General features: G+C 74.1%; 14 protein-coding genes and 2 tRNA genes. 9 read left to right on the forward strand and 7 right to left on the reverse strand.

Annotated features, from left to right (window positions below):
* Window positions 1-13: 13 nt before the first annotated feature.
* The 3 genes from ABZ457_RS08845 to ABZ457_RS08855 all read left to right on the forward strand — a co-directional run bounded on the left by ABZ457_RS08845 (window position 14) and on the right by ABZ457_RS08855 (window position 3,730).
* Window positions 14-87: transfer RNA gene (locus ABZ457_RS08845), tRNA-Met, on the forward strand.
* Between the two features lie 233 nt (window positions 88-320).
* The gene (locus ABZ457_RS08850) at window positions 321-3,581 is read left to right on the forward strand and encodes a tetratricopeptide repeat protein (RefSeq protein ID WP_359155457.1); all 3,261 of its coding nucleotides are present in this window, start codon (window positions 321-323) and stop codon (window positions 3,579-3,581) included.
* Between the two features lie 75 nt (window positions 3,582-3,656).
* A tRNA-Met gene (locus tag ABZ457_RS08855) sits at window positions 3,657-3,730 on the forward strand.
* 116 nt (window positions 3,731-3,846) lie between these two features.
* Here the strand turns inward: ABZ457_RS08855 and ABZ457_RS08860 are convergent.
* Window positions 3,847-4,263 carry a Fur family transcriptional regulator gene (locus ABZ457_RS08860; RefSeq protein WP_359155459.1) on the reverse strand — a complete coding sequence of 139 codons (417 nt, stop codon included), beginning with the start codon at window positions 4,261-4,263 and terminating at the stop codon, window positions 3,847-3,849.
* Window positions 4,264-4,445: 182 nt separating this feature from the next.
* Here ABZ457_RS08860 and ABZ457_RS08865 point away from each other — a divergent pair, with 182 nt between their 5' ends.
* A complete protein-coding gene (locus ABZ457_RS08865; RefSeq protein WP_359155461.1) occupies window positions 4,446-5,897 on the forward strand; it encodes a catalase in 1,452 nt (483 codons plus the stop codon).
* Window positions 5,898-6,110: 213 nt separating this feature from the next.
* Here the strand turns inward: ABZ457_RS08865 and ABZ457_RS08870 are convergent, their stop codons facing one another.
* Both ABZ457_RS08870 and hisN read right to left on the reverse strand, forming a co-directional pair.
* Window positions 6,111-6,512 carry a CBS domain-containing protein gene (locus ABZ457_RS08870; RefSeq protein WP_359155463.1) on the reverse strand — a complete coding sequence of 134 codons (402 nt, stop codon included), beginning with the start codon at window positions 6,510-6,512 and terminating at the stop codon, window positions 6,111-6,113.
* A gap of 197 nt (window positions 6,513-6,709) precedes the next feature.
* Complete coding sequence (gene hisN / locus ABZ457_RS08875; protein WP_359155465.1) at window positions 6,710-7,519, reverse strand: histidinol-phosphatase; 810 nt, start codon at window positions 7,517-7,519, stop codon at window positions 6,710-6,712.
* A 169-nt stretch (window positions 7,520-7,688) separates the two neighbouring features.
* Here hisN and ABZ457_RS08880 point away from each other — a divergent pair, with 169 nt between their 5' ends.
* A complete protein-coding gene (locus ABZ457_RS08880) occupies window positions 7,689-8,354 on the forward strand; it encodes a TetR/AcrR family transcriptional regulator (RefSeq protein WP_359155467.1) in 666 nt (221 codons plus the stop codon).
* Here the strand turns inward: ABZ457_RS08880 and ABZ457_RS08885 are convergent.
* The 4 genes from ABZ457_RS08885 to ABZ457_RS08900 all read right to left on the reverse strand — a co-directional run bounded on the left by ABZ457_RS08885 (window position 8,320) and on the right by ABZ457_RS08900 (window position 11,972).
* Window positions 8,320-8,643, reverse strand: a complete 324-nt coding sequence (locus ABZ457_RS08885) for a multidrug efflux SMR transporter (protein ID WP_359155469.1) — start codon at window positions 8,641-8,643, stop codon at window positions 8,320-8,322. The genes ABZ457_RS08880 and ABZ457_RS08885 overlap by 35 nt on opposite strands.
* Before the next feature lie 150 nt (window positions 8,644-8,793).
* Window positions 8,794-9,834 (reverse strand): ribosome small subunit-dependent GTPase A, encoded by a 1,041-nt coding sequence (gene rsgA / locus ABZ457_RS08890; RefSeq protein WP_359155471.1) that lies wholly within the window; start codon window positions 9,832-9,834, stop codon window positions 8,794-8,796.
* Between the two features lie 4 nt (window positions 9,835-9,838).
* Window positions 9,839-11,188: a 3-phosphoshikimate 1-carboxyvinyltransferase gene (gene aroA, locus ABZ457_RS08895; RefSeq protein ID WP_359155474.1), complete on the reverse strand. Its 1,350-nt coding sequence runs from the start codon at window positions 11,186-11,188 to the stop codon at window positions 9,839-9,841.
* A 40-nt stretch (window positions 11,189-11,228) separates the two neighbouring features.
* The gene (locus ABZ457_RS08900) at window positions 11,229-11,972 is read right to left on the reverse strand and encodes a M50 family metallopeptidase (RefSeq protein WP_359155606.1); all 744 of its coding nucleotides are present in this window, start codon (window positions 11,970-11,972) and stop codon (window positions 11,229-11,231) included.
* Window positions 11,973-12,049: 77 nt separating this feature from the next.
* Here ABZ457_RS08900 and ABZ457_RS08905 point away from each other — a divergent pair, with 77 nt between their 5' ends.
* From ABZ457_RS08905 to rsrA, 4 genes are all read left to right on the forward strand, one after another.
* Window positions 12,050-12,865 carry an SOS response-associated peptidase gene (locus ABZ457_RS08905; RefSeq protein WP_359155476.1) on the forward strand — a complete coding sequence of 272 codons (816 nt, stop codon included), beginning with the start codon at window positions 12,050-12,052 and terminating at the stop codon, window positions 12,863-12,865.
* A gap of 183 nt (window positions 12,866-13,048) precedes the next feature.
* Window positions 13,049-13,690: an alpha/beta family hydrolase gene (locus ABZ457_RS08910; RefSeq protein WP_359155478.1), complete on the forward strand. Its 642-nt coding sequence runs from the start codon at window positions 13,049-13,051 to the stop codon at window positions 13,688-13,690.
* Between the two features lie 282 nt (window positions 13,691-13,972).
* On the forward strand, window positions 13,973-14,638 hold the full coding sequence (locus ABZ457_RS08915; protein ID WP_359155608.1) for a sigma-70 family RNA polymerase sigma factor: 666 nt from the start codon (window positions 13,973-13,975) through the stop codon (window positions 14,636-14,638).
* Window positions 14,635-14,931, forward strand: coding sequence for a mycothiol system anti-sigma-R factor (rsrA, locus tag ABZ457_RS08920; protein ID WP_359155480.1), 297 nt, complete (start codon window positions 14,635-14,637; stop codon window positions 14,929-14,931). Before ABZ457_RS08915 ends, rsrA begins: the two co-directional genes overlap by 4 nt.
* Window positions 14,932-15,015 lie beyond the last annotated feature (84 nt).

The raw sequence follows: 15,015 nt of genomic DNA on the forward strand, positions 1-15,015 counted from the left end.
TTGGTTTCACCGACGCGGGGTGGAGCAGCTCGGTAGCTCGCTGGGCTCATAACCCAGAGGTCGCAGGTTCAAATCCTGTCCCCGCTACTGAAGAAGAGGACCCGGATCCGACTGGATCCGGGTCCTCTTCCGTGTGCGGATACGTTCATGCGTTCAGGGAGACCTCCTTCGGGGGCATCCGGGACGAAGTGCGCGCCGCGCGGCACCAGTTGGCCTCCGACGTGTTTCACTTATCTCTCTGTGGGCATGTCGACAAAACGCTGAAGTGACCTCACTGGCTGCGGTATACCAGGTGTACGCGGGTTGCGGGTGGTGCGACGATGGAATTCATGGGGGACAGGGCAACGCTGTTGGAGACAGGGCGGTTTGAACAACCGCATGCGAGGAACGCGGCCGACGCGATGGACGGCGTCGACGCGGCCGCTCGTGCGGGCCGCGTCGCCGTCACGGGGGAGGGACCGCTCCCCGGGGCGGGTCACGCCGACGCGGCGGAGACCGCCGGCGACGAGGCGCGCCACCGCGGCGCCGCCGACCGGGGGGACGTCGCGTCGATGAGCGTGCTCGGCGCGCTGCTGCTGCGCCGGGGCGACCTCGACGGCGCGGAGCCCTATCTGCGGCGGGCGACCGCCGACGGCGACCGGGCGGCCGCCAACAATCTGGGTGTCCTTCTCCACCAGCGCGGATACGCCGACGAGGCGGCCGGCTGGTGGCGCATCGCCGCGGTCGCCGGCTCGGCCGCGGCCGCGCACGCGCTGGGCCGCCACTTCCGTGAGCGCGGTGACGAGCCCGCCGCGGAGTACTGGCTGCGCCAGTCCGCCGAACAGGGCCACGCGCTGGGCGCGTACGCCCTCGCCGACCTGCTGGAGCACCGGGGCGACGACGGCGCCGAACGCTGGCTGCGCACCGCCGCCGAACAGGGCCACCGGGAGGCCGCGTACCGACTGGCGCGCGGTCTGGAGGGCCGGGCGGCGGCGGAGAGCCGCCGCAGCGAGGAGTCCGCGGGGCTGGTGCCCGGCGGCGAGGGCGCGTTGGGCGGCGTCGCGGGCCCGGGCTCCCGGGCCGGCCGGCTCACGGACACGGACCGGTCCGGCGCGGGGGCGCCTGTCCAGCGCCGGGGCGGCAGCGGCGCGGCGGCTGAACTCCGTTCCGGTGACGGGCACTTCGGTACGCCCGGCACCGGGCGCGGTGCGCCGCGTCGTGGCGGCGGAGCGGTGGACGTGTACGGGGGCGGGCCGGCCGAGACGCCGGGCGCCGGCCAGGGGTCTGCCGACTCGCAGGCGCGCCCGGGGGCGTCCGTCGCGGACCGGAGCGACGTCGGCGGTCAGTCCGACGCCACCGATACCGGCGCCCGCACCGGCCGGGACCGGTCGGGAGGCGGCGACGGCGCGGGCTTCCGCGTCGGCGCGGGTCGGACCGGGGCGCGTTCCGGCCGGGGCGCGGCGACCGGCACCGAGCCGACCGCCGGGCGGGCGCCGACGCCCATCGACGAGCAACTCGGCGTGGACCGGGCCGAGGCCGGCCGTTGGGGCATGGCGGGGGTGGCCGGTGGCGACCGGCTCACCGGCGCTGCCTCGGCTGACGCGCGCGCCGGGGCGCGCTCCGATGGCGGCCGGGCCGCCCGGGGGCACGCTCCGGCCGAGGCCGGCCGTTGGGGCTCGGTGGGGGCCGCCGGTGGCGACCGGCCCACCGGCGCAGCGGGCGGCGACACCGCCCGTTCCGGCCGGGCGGGGGCGACCGGTGGCGACCGGCGGTCCGGTGCGACCGGAACCGGGGCTCGTGCGGGCTCCGGAGCGTCCGGTTCGGGCCGGGACGGCGCGAGTGCCGGCACCCGGCGACCGGGAGGCGCTGACGGCTCCCGCGCGGGTACGGAGCCGGCCGACGCCCTCCGTTCCGGTGGCGACGGTCGGCCCGGAGCGGACCGGGCCGACGCGCGCGCCGGGGCGCGCAACGACGGCGGCCGGGCCGCCCGGGGGCAGGCCCCGGCCGAGGCCGGCCGTTCGGGCCCGGCTGCGAGCGGTGGTGACCGGTGGTCCCGCGGTGCGCGGAGCAACGCCGTCCGTTCCGGCCCGACCGCCTCGACCGGTGGCGACGACCGGCGGCCCGGAGCGGACCGGGCCGACGCGCGCGCCCAGGCCCGCACCGACGACCTCCGTTCCGCCGGGGCCCCGGCAGCCGGTGGCGACCGGCGGTCCGGCGCCGCCCGGCCCGGAGCCCGGACCGGCTCCAGGCCGTCGCGGGGCGGCGCTCCCCGGCCGGGGGGCGGCTCCGGGGCGTCCCGGGGCGACCGGGGCCGGTCGACCGAGGGCACCGCCGCCGAGCGGGCCACCAGTACCGGGACGCGGCTGACCGTCGCCGGCGGACCGGTGGCCGGGCTGCTCGACGAGGCCGAGCAGTGGTACCGCCAGGCGGCCGCCCGCGGGCACCGGCGGGCCGCCCTGCACCTCGGCGCGATTCTGGAGCAGCGCGGTCTGCTCAAGGAGGCCGGGCGCTGGTACCTCACCTCCGCCAAGGACGGCGAGCCCCGCGCCGCCTGCGCGCTCGGCTTCCTGCTGCGCGACGCGGGCGACGAGGAGAGCGCCGCCGTCTGGTGGCTGCGCGCCGCCCAGGACGGCGACGGCAACGCGGCCAACGCCCTCGGCGCCCTGCACGCCGCGCGCGGTGAGCCGCAGACCGCCGAGCGCTGGTACCGCGCCGCGATGGACGCGGGCGATGTGAACGGCGCCTATAACCTCGGCCTGCTGTGCGCGGCCCAGGACCGGACGCCGCAGGCCGAGCAGTGGTACCGCCGTGCCGCCTACGCCGGGCACCGGGAGGCCGCCAACGCGCTCGCCGTGCTGCTGCTCCAGGCCGGGGACCACACCGGCGCCGAGCCCTGGTTCTCCAAGGCCGCCGAGGCGGGCAGCGTGGACGCCGCGTTCAACCTGGGCATCCTGCACGCGGGCCGGGACGACGACCGCACCGCGCTGTCCTGGTACGAGCGCGCCGCCGCCGCGGGACACACCGAGGCCGCCCTCCAGGTCGGCATCGCCCGCCTCCGGGACGGCGACGAGCAGGAGGCCGAACGCCATCTGCGCTGTGCCGCGGGCGGCGGTAGCACCGAGGCCGCCTTCCGGCTCGCCACGCTGCTCGACGCCCGGCGCCCGCCGGCCGCCGCGCCCGCGCTCGGTGAGTCCGTCGCGGAGAAGAGCGAGTGCGAGGAGTGGTACGAGCGGGCCGCCGAACAGGGGCACCGCCGTGCGCAGGTGCGGGTCGGCATGCTGGCCGCGGCCCGTGGCGAGTACCTGGACGCGGCCCGCTGGTACCGGGAGGCGGCCGAGGCGGGAAGCCGCAGCGGTGCCTTCAACCTCGGTCTGCTCCTCGCCCGTGAGGGCAATGAGCGTGAGGCGTCCCTGTGGTGGACCCGGGCGGCCCGGGCCGGTCACGGGCGGGCCGCCCTGCGCCTCGCCCTGCTCGCCGCCCGCCGGGGCGAGCTCGCGGAGGGGCAGCGGTGGTGCGCCCGGGCCGTGGAGCTGGGCCCGGCGGAGGTGTCCGAGCGGGCGGGGAAGCTGCGCGAGGCGCTGATCCAGGAGCTCAGGGCCTGAGAGGGCCCGGCCCGGGCACGGCCCCGGAAGGGATTTGCGCTGGTCGGCGGCGTCCCGTAAGGTTGGGTTCACCGACGCGGGGTGGAGCAGCTCGGTAGCTCGCTGGGCTCATAACCCAGAGGTCGCAGGTTCAAATCCTGTCCCCGCTACTGAAACCGAAGGCCCGGATCCTCAAGGATCCGGGCCTTCGGCATGTGGGCAAGCACCATACGGAGAAGGGCCCCGGCGCATGCCGGGGCCCTTCTCCGTACATGTCGCCGCCGCGTTACGCGCTCGCGCAGTTCGGGCAGGTCCCGCGGTACGTCACCTCGACGTCCGAGACCGTGAAGCCGAAGCGCTCCGAGTCCGGAAGGTCCGCCAGCGGGTTCCCCACGGGGTGGACGTCACGGATCGTGCCGCAGCGCGAGCACACCAGGTGCTGGTGGGGGCGGTGGGCGTTCGGGTCGTAGCGCTTGGCGCGGCGGTCGGTGGACACCTCGAGCACCTCGCCCAGGCCGACCAGCTCGCCCAGCGTGTTGTAGACGGTGGCCCGGGAGATCTCGGGCAGGCGCTCGACGGCGCGTGCGTGGACCTCGTCGGCCGTCAGGTGCACATGCTCGCCGTCGAGGACCTCGGCCACGACGCGCCGCTGCGCGGTCATGCGCCAGCCGCGTCCGCGAAGTCGTTCCAACAGGTCACTCATAAGGGTCAGCGTAACAGCGGAGGTCCGTGATCCCGAACGGGTGTGGTTCCGGACAACAACTTGACTTGGACTAAGTCCAATGTAGGATCGATTTCGGATCTGGCCACGGGGCAGGCGGCGGGATCCGTTTCGGCGGCGCTCCGGCGCGGCCGCAGGGCAGCAGAGAGACGCAGGAGGCGCACGTGACACAGGGACCGCTCACCACGGAAGCCGGGGCTCCGGTCGCGGACAACCAGAACAGCGAGACCGCGGGCGCCGGCGGGCCGGTTCTCGTCCAGGACCAGCTCCTGCTGGAGAAGCTCGCCCACTTCAACCGCGAGCGGATACCCGAGCGCGTCGTCCACGCGCGCGGCGCGGGGGCCTACGGCACCTTCACCGTCACCGCCGATGTGACGAAGTACACGCGGGCGAAGTTCCTCTCCGGGATCGGCAAGGAGACCGAGACCTTCCTCCGCTTCTCCACGGTCGCGGGGAACCTGGGCGCGGCGGACGCGGTGCGCGACCCGCGCGGCTTCGCGCTGAAGTTCTACACCGAGGAGGGCAACTACGACCTCGTCGGCAACAACACCCCGGTCTTCTTCATCCGGGACGCGATCAAGTTCCCCGACTTCATCCACACCCAGAAGCGCGACCCGTACACGGGCAGCCAGGAGGCGGACAACGTCTGGGACTTCTGGAGCCTGTCGCCCGAGTCCACCCACCAGGTGACCTGGCTCTTCGGCGACCGGGGCATCCCCGCCTCGTACCGGCACATGGACGGCTTCGGTTCGCACACCTTCCAGTGGACGAACGAGGCCGGCGAGGTCTTCTGGGTCAAGTACCACTTCAAGACCGACCAGGGCATCAGGAACCTCACCCAGGCCGAGGCCAACCGGCTGGCCGGCGAGGACCCGGACTCGCACCAGCGCGATCTGCGCGAGGCCATCGAGCGCGGCGAGTTCCCGTCCTGGACGGTCTACGTCCAGATCATGCCGGCGGCCGAGGCGGCGACCTACCGCTTCAACCCCTTCGACCTCACCAAGGTGTGGCCGCACGCGGACTACCCGTGTATCGAGATCGGGCGGCTGGAGCTCAACCGCAACCCGGAGAACGTCTTCGCCGAGGTCGAGCAGTCGATCTTCAGCCCCGCCCACTTCGTCCCCGGTATCGGCCCGTCTCCGGACAAGATGCTCCAGGGCCGCCTGTTCGCCTACGGCGACGCCCACCGCTACCGCGTCGGCATCAACGCCGACCATCTGCCGGTGAACCGCCCGCACGCCACCGAGGCGCGCACCCACAGCCGGGACGGCTTCCTCTACGACGGCCGCCACAAGGGCGCGAAGAACTACGAGCCGAACAGCTTCGGCGGCCCGTTCCAGACGGACCGGCCGCTGTGGGCGCCGGCTCCGGTCTCCGGTGTCGCCGGTGACCACGCGACCCCGAGGCATGCCGAGGACGACGACTTCGTGCAGGCCGGCAACCTCTACCGGCTGATGTCCGAGGACGAGAAGGACCGGCTGGTCGGCAACCTCGCCGGCTTCATCGCCAAGGTCTCGCGCGAGGACATCGCCGAGCGGGCGATCGGCAACTTCCGCAGTGCGGACGGAGACTTCGGCAAGCGGCTGGAGGCCGCGGTCCAGGCCCTGCGCGGCTGACGGCCCGCCTGCCGGGGGTGAGCGAGGCCGGATCCCTGTCCAGGGGGTCCGGCCCTCCTCGCATGTCCGGTCCCGGTCGGACCCGACACCGCCCGGGCCCGGCCCTCCTCGCATGTCCGGTCCCGGTCGGACCCGACACCGCCCGGGCCCGGCCCTCCTCGCATGTCCGGTCCCGGTCGGACCCGACCCCGCACAGGGGCCTGTCCGGTCGGGTCAGGTCGCCGCGGCCGTGTCCGCGTGCCGCCTGGCCGGGACCCAGCAGCGGATGATGTCCCGGACGGACACGATCCCGACCGGACCGCCGGGGTCCGTCACGATCAGATGGCGGAACCCGCCGTGGGTCATGGCTTCGGCCGCCTCCTCCAGGGTCCAGGAGGGTGCCGCGAAGACGACGTCGTTCGTGGTGTGGGTGCCCGCGGTCTCCAGATCGGGGTTCTGGCCGGCGCCGATCGCGTTGAGGATGTCTCGTTCGGTCAGGATTCCGAGGCCGGAGTCGCCGTCGAGGACGACGGCCGCGCCGACGCGCCGCGCGGACATCAACCGGGCCGCCTGGCGGAGTGTGTGTGCGGGGCCGATGGTGAGGACCACCGTGCTCATGGCGTCACGGACGAGCATGGACTGGAGCCACCTCCTGCGTGGACGGATCCCACATGAGAACGGATTCACAAGTTCACAAGTGGGGGGACTTTCAGAGTCCCAGTCGTGCGCGAAGGCGGCAAGAGGGCGTGCGGGGCATGCCGGGGCGCGTACCGGCGCCGGTCGCGGGCACGGACGCGCCCGCACGCCGGCGCCGGGGCCGGGCCGGCCGGGGGTCAGGCGTGCTCGGACTGCCCGCCCAGGTACTCCAGCAGCTCGGCGTGGAGCAGCCCGTTCGACGCCGCCGCGTTGCCGCTGTGCGGGCCCGGGGTGCCGTCGAGGCCGGTGTACGAGCCGCCCGCCTCCTGCACCACGATCGCCGGGGCCGCCATGTCCCACAGCGACAGCTCGGGCTCGGCGCAGATGTCGACCGCGCCCTCGGCGACCAGCATGTACGACCAGAAGTCGCCGTAGGCACGGGTCCGCCAGCAGGCCCGGCCCAGGTCCAGGAACCCGTCGAGCCGGCCCCGCTCCTCCCAGCCGCTGAGTGAGGAGTACGCGAACGAGGCGTCCGCGAGCCGCTCCACCCGGGAGACCTGCATCCGCGTCGCCGAGGTCAGGCTCCGCCCGGTGTACGCGCCCGCGCCCTTCGCCGCCCACCAGCGGCGGCCCAGTGCGGGCGCCGAGACCACGCCGACCACCGGCTGGAACCCGTCCTCCCCGGCCTCCATCAGCGAGATCAGGGTGGCCCAGACCGGCACCCCGCGGACGTAGTTCTTGGTGCCGTCGATCGGGTCCACGACCCAGCGGCGCGGCCCGGTGCCCTCGATGCCGTACTCCTCGCCCAGGATCGCGTCCCGCGGCCTGGCGCGCTGCAACTGCCCGCGGATCAGCTCCTCGGCGGCCTTGTCCGCCTCGCTGACGGGCGTCATGTCCGGCTTCGTCTCGACCTTGAGGTCGAGGGCCTTGAAACGCTCCGTCGTGACGGCGTCGGCGGCGTCCGCGAGGACGTGGGCGAGGCGCAGATCATCGTGGTAGTCGGGCATGCCTTCACCCTATCGGTGGGCGCCGGGCGCCGGTCCGGACCTCCGGCGGAGCCCGTCCGCCTCCCTTGACAGCCGTGCCCGGTGCCCCGACCCTGTGCGCAATCCGCTCCGCCGGCGGGCCGTCGGCGGGCCCCGGACCGGCCGGCGGCTCCACGGCCGGGAGGCGACGATGCCCGCAGCGCGCGAGGCCCTGCTCGACGCCGCGGCCCGGGCCGTCGGCGAACGCCCCTGGAGCGCGGTGCGGATGGTCGACGTCGCCCGCGCCGCCGGGGTCTCCCGGCAGACCCTCTACAACGAGTTCGGCAGCAAGGACGGACTCGCGCGGGCCCTGCTGCGCCGGGAGGCCGACGCCTTTCTGCGGGGCGTGGAACGGATCGCCGCCCTGCCCGGCGACACCGTCGCCGACCGGCTCGTCCCGCTCGCCGAGTGGACCGTCGACCGGCTGACGGCGAGACCCCTGCTGCGGGGGCTGCTCACCGGCTGCCGGGACACCCTGCTGCCCGCGCCCCCGCCCCTGCCGGACGGTCCGCCCCGGCGCACGGTCCCCGCCCAGCGCCGCGCCGACGGCGGGCCGCCGGACCCCGCCGAACTGCTGGCCGCCGTACGGAAGCGGTCCCTCGCGGCGGTCGCCCGCGCCGGACGGCAGCAGCCCGGTGCGGGCGGGACGGAGGCCGATCCGGACGGGCTGCCGGTGCTCTGCGAACTCGCCGTCCGGCTGGCCCTGTCCTACGCGATCGCGCCCACCGGCGACGGGGTCGGCGCGCTGGTGCGGACCGCGCTCGGCGCCGGGGAGTCCGGGGTCAGTGGGCCGAGCCGGAGAGCTGGAGGCCGATGACCCCGCAGATGACCAGGGAGATCGAGACGATCTTCAGGGCGGAGACCACGTCGCCGAGGAAGACCATGCCGTAGATGGCGGTGCCGGCCGCGCCGATGCCCGTCCACACGGCGTACGCCGGGCCCACGTCCAGCCGGCGCAGGGCGAGGGTGAGGAGGCCGAAGCTGCCCAGGGCGAAGGCCGCGAAGGCGATCGTGGGCCACAGCCGGGTGAAGCCGTGGGAGAGCTTCAGACACACCGCGAACCCGGTCTCCAGCAGTCCGGCGACCACTACGAGCAGCCACGCCATCGGTCCTCGACCTCCCACGTCGTCGGTGACTGCTCTTGGGTCGCACGCGCGCCCTTTTGGTCGTACTCGCGCCGATTATGCCCTCACCGATGGCCGCGACAGGTGACCCGCCGACCCCCGTCCCGCCCGCGCGTCGCGCCCGACGGGACGTCAGTCGCCCTCGCGCCGCTCGCGCGTCGAGAGCAGCCGCCGCAGCGAGTAGAGACGAGCCGGGTCCGCGTGCCCCTCGGCCACCCAGTCGTCCAGGGCGCAGTCCGGCTCGTCGTGGGAGCAGGCGCGCGGGCAGCCCTCCGTCCCCGGCACCAGGTCCGGGAAGGCGTGGATCACCCGCGAGGGGTCGACGTGGTTCAGACCGAAGGAGCGCACACCCGGGGTGTCGATCACCCAGCCCGCCGCCTCGCCCGTGGCGGCCTCGCCGCCGCCCGCGGCGGCCAGCGGCAGGGCGAGGGCGGAGGTGGTGGTGTGGCGGCCGCGGCCGGTGACCGCGTTGACGTGCCCGGTGACCCGGCGGCGGTCCTCCGGCACCAGGGCGTTCACCAGGGTGGTCTTGCCGACGCCGGAGTGGCCGACGAAGGCCGTGGTCCGCCCGGCCAGATGCTCCCGGACCCGGTCGGCGGCCACACCGTCCACGAACTCCTCACGGGTGGTGACCACATGGGGCACACCCAGCGCGCCGTACATCTCCAGGAGTTCGTCCGGTGCGGCGAGATCCGACTTGGTCAGCACCAGCAGCGGTTCAAGCCCGCCGTCGTACGCGGCGACCAGGCAGCGGTCGATCAGCCGGGGCCGCGGTTCGGGGTCGGCGAGGGCGGTGACGATGGCGAGCCGGTCGGCGTTGGCGACGACCACCCGCTCGAACGGGTCGTCGTCGTCCGCGGTGCGCCGCAGCACCGAACTGCGCTCCTCGATGCGCACGATCCGGGCCAGCGTGTCCTTGTCGCCCGACAGGTCCCCGACGATGCCGACCCGGTCCCCGACGACCGCCGCCTTCCGGCCCAGTTCGCGGGCCTTCATCGCGACCACCACCCGGCCGTCGACCAGGCAGGTCAGCCGGCCCCGGTCCACGGTGAGGACCATGCCCTCGGCCGCGTCCTCGTGCTTGGGGCGGATGCTGGTGCGCGGGCGGTTCCCCTTGCGGTTGGGGCGCGAGCGGATGTCGTCCTCGTCGGTGTGCTTGCCGTAGCGGCGCATGGCGTCAGACCCCGAGCATCTCGGCCCACATCTGCGGGAAGTCGGGCAAGGTCTTCGCCGTGGTCGCCACGTTCTCGACGCGGACGTCCTTCACGGCCAGGCCGATGAGCGCGCCGGCCGTCGCCATCCGGTGGTCGTCGTAGGTGTGGAACACCCCGCCGTGCAGGGTGCGCGGGCGGATGTGCAGACCGTCCTCGGTCTCGGTGACATCCCCGCCGAGCGCGTTGATCTCCTTGGTGAGGGCCGCCAGCCGGTCCGTCTCGTGCAGCCGCAGATGGGCGACCCCGCGCAGGGTGGAGGGGGAGTCGGCCAGGGCGGCGACCGCGGCGATGCCCGGGGTCAGCTCGCCGACCTCGCTCAGGTCGATGTCGATGCCGTGCACCCGGCCGCCGCCGGTGAAGACCAGGGCCGTGCCGTGCGGGGTGGTGGTCAGCTCACAGGAACCGCCCATCTCGGTGAAGATGTGCCGCAGCGCGTCACCCGGCTGGGTGGTGCGCTCGGGCCAGTCCGGGATGGTGACCCGGCCGCCGGTGACCAGCGCGGCGGCCAGGAACGGCTGGGCGTTGGACAGGTCGGGCTCGATGGTCAGGTCCCGGCCGAGCAGGGCGCTGTGCGCCACCCGCCAGACGTTCGGCTCGCCGCCGGTCTCCGGCTCGTCGACCTGCGCGCCGACCGCGCGCAGCATGTCCACCGTCATCCGGATGTGGGGCAGGGACGGCAGCGGCCCGCCGACGTGCCGCACCTCCACGCCCTGGTTGAAACGGGCGCCGGAGAGCAGCAGCGCCGAGACGAACTGGGAGGACGAGGAGGCGTCGATGCGCACCGCGCCGCCCTCCACCGCGCCGCCGCCGTGCACCGTCAGCGGCAGCGCGCCGCGGTCGTCGTCGTCGATCCGCGCGCCCAGCGAGCGCAGCGCCCCGATCACCCCGCCGAGCGGCCGCTCGTAGGAGCGCGGGTCGCCGTCGAAGCGGATCGGGCCGTCCGCGAGGGCGGCGACCGGCGGCAGGAAGCGCATGACCGTGCCCGCGTTGCCCACGTCGACCGAGGCCGGTCCGTGCAGGCCGGAGGGGATGACCCGCCATGCCTCGCCCGCGCCGCCGGCGCCACCGGAGGAGCCCGCGGTGCTGGACGAGACCGTCTCCTCGATGCCCACGCCCATCGCCTGGAGGGCGGCGGACATCAGCAGGGTGTCGCGCGAGCGCAGGGGGCGGCGCAGCCAGCCGGGCTCGGAGGCGAGCGCGGCGAGTACCAGGGCCCGGTTGGTCACCGACTTGGACCCGGGCACGGTGATCGTCGCCTCGACGGCGCCGTCGGCGTAGGGAGCAGGCCACAGGGGGTGCACGGTCTCGGTCATGGCCTTCACTTTAGTGGGTAGTCACCGAGCCCCTGATGCGTCACAAACCGAGCAACCAGCGTCCTCCGCCGATCAGGGAGCAGAACGCGACCAGGTGGAAGAAGCCGAGCCAGACCAGTGCCGGGACATGGGTCAGCCGGGCGAGCTGGTCCGCGTCCGAGTCCGCCGCCTCCCCGTGGCGCCGCTTGGTCTGGAGCTCGAACACCGGCCGCACCCCGCCCAGGAGCATGAACCACACGGCCGCGTAGGCGAAGGCGGACTGCACATCCGGTCCGGTGAGCCAGGAGATCAGCAGGAACGCGGCGCCGGTGACGGTCACGGTGAGCGCCCCGTAGGCGTTGCGGACCATGACCAGCAGGGCCAGCAGCAGGGCGGTCGCCACCCACAGGAGCAGGGTGATGTGGTGCGCGGCGAGCAGCCAGGCGCCGCCGAGGCCGAGCAGCGGCGCCGCCGTGTAGCCGGCGGCGGCGGTCAGGACCATGCCCAGTCCGGTCGGCTTGCCCCGGCTGACGGTCAGTCCGCTGGTGTCCGAGTGCAGCCGGATGCCCTGGAGCTTGCGGCCGGTGAGCAGGGCGACCAGTCCGTGGCCGCCCTCGTGCGCGATGGTGACCGCGTTCCGTGACAGGCGCCACAGCGGGCCGGGGAGCACGGCGGCCAGGGCGAGGACGCCGGTGGCGACGACGAGCCAGACCTCGGGGGCGTCCTGGGTCCCGGTCAGCCGGTCCCAGAAGTCGCCGAACGAGCCGTCGGCGATGAACGGGCCGGCGGCTATGGGCTCGGCCATGGACGGCGTGACCGGTGTGATGACCATTTCGCGGGTGGCTCCCTCGGACGGCGTATCGAAGTGGCAGTGTGGCACTTATGTGCGGACGGTATGCAGCGAGTCGGCAGCCCGAGGATCTCGTGGGGCTGTTCCAGGTCGAGATGTGGGAGCCGGAGGAGGCGCTGGCGCCCGACTGGAACGTGGCGCCCACCAAAGAGGTGTACGCGATCCTGGAACGTCCTCTGAAAGACGCGGACGACCGGCGTCCGGTTCGTCAGATGCGGACCCTGAAGTGGGGCCTGGTGCCCTCCTGGTCGAAGTCGCCCGAGGGCGCCGCGCGGATGATCAACGCCCGCGCCGAGACCGTCCACGAGAAGCCCTCCTTCCGCAAGCCCCTGCTGTCCCGGCGCTGCATCCTGCCCGCCGACGGCTACTACGAGTGGGTCACCGGGACCGGTGAGCGGGAGCTGGAGGTCGAGGGGAAGAAGAAGCGCCCCCGCAAGCAGCCGTACTTCGTCACCCCGGCCGACGGGTCCGTCTTCGCGATGGCCGGGCTGTACGAGTTCTGGCGCGACCGCACCCTGCCGGACGACCATCCGCAGGCGTGGTGGGTCACCTGCTCCGTGATCACCACCGAGGCGGAGCAGGGACCGCTGGGCGTGGCCCCGGCCGAGGGGCCGCGTTCGCTCTCCGACATCCACCCCCGGATGCCGCTGATGCTGACCGAGGACCGCTGGGACGCCTGGCTCGACCCCGCCCGCACCGGTATGGACGAGGTGCGGGCGCTGCTCGCGGCACCGCCGGAGGGCCTGATGCGGGCGTATCCGGTGGCCACGGCGGTCAGCAATGTCCGCAACAACGGGCCGGAGCTGCTGGAGGAGCTGTCCGGGCCGGAGGAGCCGGTCCTGTTCTGAACGGGCCGGACCTCGGGGCGGACCGGATCGAGCCCGGGGCGACGGCCCGGGCGCGTGGCCGGTTCACGGGCCGCTCCGGGCGGGCGGTAGCGAGGCGCACGCCCCCCGAGCGGGCCGGGCACTGCGCGCGGCGCGGCCCCGGGGCGCGTGCCGGGGGCAGGGCCCGGGCCCCGGCGCGGCAGGATGGCCCATGTGACTCGCACGGAAACCCTCGCGACCGACGCCGGTGACGTCCGCGTCACCTGGCACCCGGCGCGGGACGCCCGCCTCGTCCTCGCCCTCGGGCACGGCGCAGGCGGCGGCATCGAGGCGCGGGACCTGGCCGCCCTCGCCGCCGCGCTGCCCGCCCACGGCGTCACCGTCGCCCTCGTGGAGCAGCCCTGGCGGGTGGCCGGCCGGAAGGTGGCGCCCGCCCCGAAGACCCTCGACACCGGGTGGCGAGGGGTGTGGCCGGGCCTCGCCGCACCCGGGCTGCCGGTGGTGGCCGGCGGGCGCAGCGCGGGGGCCCGGGTGGCCTGCCGCACCGCCGCCCCACTGGGCGCGGCCGGCGTCCTCGCCCTGAGCTTTCCCCTCCACCCGCCCGGCCGCCCCGAGAAGTCCCGGGCGGACGAACTCCTCGGCGCGGGCCTGCCCACCCTCGTCGTGCAGGGCGCGGCCGACCCCTTCGGTCGCCCGGCGGAGTTCCCCGAGGGCTCCCACCGGCTGGTCGAGGTGCCCGCCGCCGACCACGGCTTCGCCGTGCCGAAGCGGTCCGGCATCACGGAGGCCGACACCCTGCGCACCATCACGGAGGCCGTGACCGGCTGGATCGCGTCAGTTCGCTGACCGGAAGCCGCCGGGGCGCACGGCCCGGGAATGCGGGGCCCCGCAGTGCTGTTGAGGCGGATGTCAGAGACGAGCATGGAGTAGGGAGTCCACCGCATGGGTACGACCTTCTGCCCGACCGCCGACCGCACCGACGGGCTGGACTGGACGGTGCTGTCGCAGGGCAAGAGCGGTCCGGTTGCCCCGGTGGGCGGTCGCAATGGACAGGCCCCGGCGCACCAAGGTCGACTATTCTCCGATTCGAGCGGGTCCGGTCTCGGCTCCGCCACAGCGTTGGAGGAGGTGGGTCCGGTCACTGGGACCGACGCAGGGACCGACGACGGCCGGGCGGAGCAGTCCGAGGAGACGGCCGGCGAGCGGAACGCCCGATTCGAGCGCGACGCCCTCGGTTTTCTCGACCAGATGTACTCCGCGGCGCTGCGTATGACGCGCAACCCGGCGGACGCCGAGGACCTCGTGCAGGAGACGTACGCCAAGGCGTACGGCTCGTTCCACCAGTTCCGTGAGGGCACCAACCTCAAGGCGTGGCTGTACCGCATCCTCACCAACACCTTCATCAACTCCTACCGCAAGAAGCAGCGGGAGCCGCAGCGCAGTGCCGCCGAGGAGATCGAGGACTGGCAGCTCGCGCGCGCGGAGTCGCACATGTCCACCGGTCTGCGCTCCGCCGAGTCGCAGGCGCTGGACCACCTCCCGGACTCCGACGTCAAGCAGGCCCTCCAGGCGATCCCCGAGGAGTTCCGGATCGCGGTCTATCTCGCCGACGTCGAGGGCTTTGCGTACAAGGAGATCGCGGACATCATGGGGACACCCATCGGTACGGTGATGTCCCGCCTGCACCGCGGCCGCCGCCAGCTGCGCGGCATGCTGGAGGACTACGCCCGTGAGCGCGGGCTCGTCCCGGCCGGTGCGGGGGAGTCGAACGAAGCGAAAGGCTCGGGCTCATGAGCTGCGGAGAGCCGCACGAGACGGACTGCTCTGAGGTCCTGGACCATCTCTACGAGTTCCTCGACCGGGAGATGCCCGACAGAGACTGCACCAAGTTCGAGGTGCACTTCGAGGAGTGCTCCCCGTGCCTGGAGAAGTACGGCCTGGAGCAGGCGGTGAAGAAGCTGGTCAAGCGCTGCTGCGGCCAGGACGACGTGCCGTCCGACCTGCGCGCCAAGGTGATGGGCCGCATCGACCTGATCCGTTCGGGCCAGGCGGTCCCGGACCAGGACGTGGCGGCGGCCCAGGAGTAGCCCGGCAGCAGCCGCCGGACGGCGGCGGGCGGAGGCGCGGACCGGTCGGTCCGCGCCTCATGTGTGTGTCCGGAAAGCTGTGCC

The organism is Streptomyces sp. NPDC005805, from assembly GCF_040630445.1.
Lineage (GTDB): Bacteria > Actinomycetota > Actinomycetes > Streptomycetales > Streptomycetaceae > Streptomyces.